The sequence below is a fragment of the Salmonella sp. JXY0409-18 genome, from assembly GCF_020268625.1.
GTDB classification, from domain to species: Bacteria; Pseudomonadota; Gammaproteobacteria; order Enterobacterales; family Enterobacteriaceae; genus Salmonella; species Salmonella enterica.
In genome coordinates this window covers 1-3428 of the sequence record NZ_CP084220.1, presented here as the reverse complement: position 1 = coordinate 3428, position 3428 = coordinate 1, and the positions used below count along the sequence as shown (strand labels likewise).

The 3428-nt window shown below is 49.5% G+C and carries 3 protein-coding genes; all 3 read right to left on the bottom strand.

Translation table 11 applies throughout. From position 1 onward, the window contains the following. Positions 1–829 precede the first annotated feature (829 nt). Positions 830–1018 carry a Rop family plasmid primer RNA-binding protein gene (locus tag LDB27_RS23805; RefSeq protein WP_024157493.1) on the bottom strand — a complete coding sequence of 63 codons (189 nt, stop codon included), beginning with the start codon at positions 1016–1018 and terminating at the stop codon, positions 830–832. 191 nt (positions 1019–1209) lie between these two features. Further along, positions 1210–1473 (bottom strand): hypothetical protein, encoded by a 264-nt coding sequence (locus LDB27_RS23800; protein ID WP_138627904.1) that lies wholly within the window; start codon positions 1471–1473, stop codon positions 1210–1212. 538 nt (positions 1474–2011) lie between these two features. Continuing rightward, positions 2012–2709 (bottom strand): IS1 family transposase gene (locus LDB27_RS23795; RefSeq protein WP_094106546.1). Its coding sequence is split into 2 segments (ribosomal slippage): positions 2012–2460 and positions 2460–2709, totalling 699 coding nucleotides; the frame shifts between segments, so codons are not numbered across the junction. Between the last annotated feature and the right edge of the window lie 719 nt (positions 2710–3428).

The following is a 3428-nucleotide window of genomic DNA, read 5'->3' as shown; positions in this document are numbered from 1 at the left end:
AGCCAGTATACACTCCGCTAGCGCTATGTGACTGGTTCAGGGCTGCGCCCCGAAACCCGCCAAAAGCCTGACGCGCCTGCGGCTTGTCCAACCCCGCGCCGACCGGGAAAGGGTTTCCCGCCCGTCACGGCGTTATCAGGAGACTGGTTTGTCCGAGAAACGGAACAAGATACTCACCATGTGGGTGACGGAGGATGAGTACCGGCTACTGCTGGAACGCTGCGGGGGTACACAGCTTTCTGCATGGGTGCGCCCGTCTGCTATGTCTGTTCCTCCTAGTTTTGGTGGGTGCTTATATCTCTGCTCAATGGCATAACATGTCACTATTAACCGCGATGCTAAAGCGGGCTGTTTTTCACAGTATTACCGGCTCCCGTGCCGGTTTTTTTTCTTACCGGAAGGGACTTCGTGTTTATTGATGTTCTGATTTTCGGAGGGTGTACTGATCGCCTTGCAAGGGACACGATGAGGATTGTAGCCCGCGAGGAAGGAAAGACTTACGACGAGGTACTTTCTGACATCAGGGAAGGTGGGGCAGATGAGCTGACCCAGATACATTTCTGGCGTGTCGTTAGTGCATTATATCCCGGGGCATTTAACCGTATTGATTACCTCTCTGAGTCTCGGAAATACCGTCTCTGGTTATCCTGATTTTTAATCTCGTCACTGCTTGCTTACAGTTCCAGTCTGTATTGTCTGCATTTTTCTTTCATACTGAGTGCCTCACGACCCGTAATAAATTCCGTGTCCGTTCATCCTTGAGCGACGACTGGAGGATGAAGATCTCTCAAAAGATGATGTGGATGCCATGATGCAGGCGACGGAAAGGCTAAGCCGTTATGTCTGATTCCAGTCGGGCGCTGAGCTTCCGGTAAAGCGCTTCGGCCTGCTCATGCAGCTGTTCGCAGTCTGTCGCTTCGTCATCGAAGTCGAGCAGGTCAATTCTTTCCAGCAGGAGGAGTGTCTGGGCGCGGATAAATTTAGCTATGTTGAGAACGGCGGATTCCTGGCGGTTCATGTGTGTTTTCCTGTGTCTTGTGATGATTTTGATGTGAAAACAGGATGCCGTCATTCTGGTGCATAGTCATGCATGGCGTTAAAATTTACCTGGCACGTTTCTGGCGGCTTTTCGGGTGGTTTGTTACCTGTTTTACCGTACCGCCGTCAGAAACGCCCTGAGGGCGCCTGAGGCGGTGCGGGCAACGGATGTTATGGTAAATCCGGTGGCTTTGACGTGCCTGCCGTTGTGTACCGTCGTGAGTGAAAATAATTATATTGTTCGAAGAACAGCGCTTTTTGGCCGGAGAAAAGCAGTTCTGCAAACGATGGTATATCGATATGAGTTCTTTTGGCATTAATCCAGGCAAGACGCCGGGCAATAAGCGTAATATTCCGGGTGTTACTTATTTCCATTTCTGTCAACAGCATCCCCCCCACGCCGGAGAATAAAAAAGCCGCCTGTTCCAGCGGCAAGCCCTACATCAAGGGAAACTACGTCTTACGATTCGTTTTGAACCGGGACGCTTTGTTGCTGCGAATCACTAACCAGATAATCCACGTTTTGTGAGTGGGTTTAGGTTAAGGCTTCAATAGAACAATAATAACGTTAAGTGATTAGGGCAACCTGTGATTGCTAAAATGATGAAGTCTTCACATCATTTCGGTGAAGGCGATATGTGTTACACCACGTATTGAGAGACCTGCATGCCCTTTACAGGTGAACGGGAACGGGAATAGAGCGGCGATTTAGCCAGAGATGGGTTTCATAACACTGTAATTCATATCACAATTATTATAACTGGCGGTATTTTTTTAACCTTTGCAATTCGTTTTATCTGATGTTTATGATAATTTTCAAAAAGTTGGCCCCCTGACATCACCGGGAGCCAAAAAAAATACACCAGTTATTATTGTGGCTATATTATTTCATGAGTAAACAAATATGTCAGGCGTATATTTGTTTACTCAAATTGCTTGTTTTTTAGTCATCGTGATGGGTAATGACTCCAACTTACTGATAGTGTTTTATGTTCAGATAATGCCCGATGACCTTGTCATGCAGCTCCACCGATTTTGAGAACGACAGTGACTTCCGTCCCAGCCTTGCCAGATGTTGTCTCAGATTCAGGTTATGTCGCTCAATGCGCTGCGTATATCGCTTGCTGATAACGTGCAGCTTTCCCTTCAGGCGTGATTCATACAGCGGCCAGCCATCCGTCATCCATACCACGACCTCAAAGGCCGACAGCAGGCTCAGAAGACGCTCCAGTGTGGCCAGAGTGCGTTCACCGAAGACGTGCGCCACAACCGTCCTCCGTATCCTGTCATACGCGTAAAACAGCCAGCGCTGACGTGATTTAGCACCGACGTAGCCCCACTGTTCGTCCATTTCAGCGCAGACAATCACATCACTGCCCGGTTGTATGCGCGAGGTTACCGACTGCGGCCTGAGTTTTTTAAGTGACGTAAAACCGTGTTGAGGCCAACGCCCATAATGCGTGCACTGGCGCGACATCCGACGCCATTCATGGCCATATCAATGATTTTCTGGTGCGTACCGGGCTGAGAGGCGGTGTAAGTGAACTGTAGTTGCCATGTTTTACGGCAATGAGAGCAGAGATAGCGCTGATGTCCGGCAGTGCTTTTGCCGTTACGCACCACGCCTTCAGTAGCGGAGCAGGAAGGACATCTGATGGAAATGGAAGCCACGCAAGCACCTTAAAATCACCATCATACACTAAATCAGTAAGTTGGCAGCATTACCCGGATTTGAGAGTCGCAAACCCATATTAGGGCAAAGAAAGCCTAATGCCCCCGTGGTGGGTACACCAGAAAACGGGGAGCGAAGCGACCAGCATCAGGCCGTTCGTATGCTGCTTCGATTTTGTGGGTGTTGCGCCAGACCTTGGCAATCACGCTTCACCGCAACCGCTGCCTTCACTCTCACTTTATCAGGTACGTTATTGGTTAACGTGAGACCGGGTAGAGCCAGCTTCTTTCCCGAGCTGGTCAGGTTCCCACCGCTTGCCTGTTTATCCTGCCGGAGTCCGGGGCGTAGACCTGAGAGTCAAGGTGCAGATATGGGTTTAATGTCGTTGAATGGTATTAAGCTGGTAGTGACATTCCTAGCCAGCCCTGCTAGGATTTGATTGCGGTCTGATCCGAGCAGGTATCTGCACGAATTAGAGTACTCAAGCCCTGTGATTCTGTCACGGGGCTTTTGTACATCTAGAGCCAGAAAAATCATTATCACTCAGTCAGATCACCGCAACGCCCGCCACAGCTTCATGACCGAACGTAGTGAGCGAATGAGCGAGGAGGCGTCATTTTCACCGTCCGCCCATCATTCTGCTTATGCTTCGAAGCCGCATTTTCCTCTGCCACATAGCCCGATTTCTGTCAATTTCCGCACAGTGTTAAAATAGATA

Excerpts from the sequence above, each read along its gene's own strand:
- LDB27_RS23805 (WP_024157493.1), bottom strand. The coding sequence starts at position 1,018 with ATGAACCGCCAGGAATCCGCCGTTCTCAACATAGCTAAATTTATCCGC.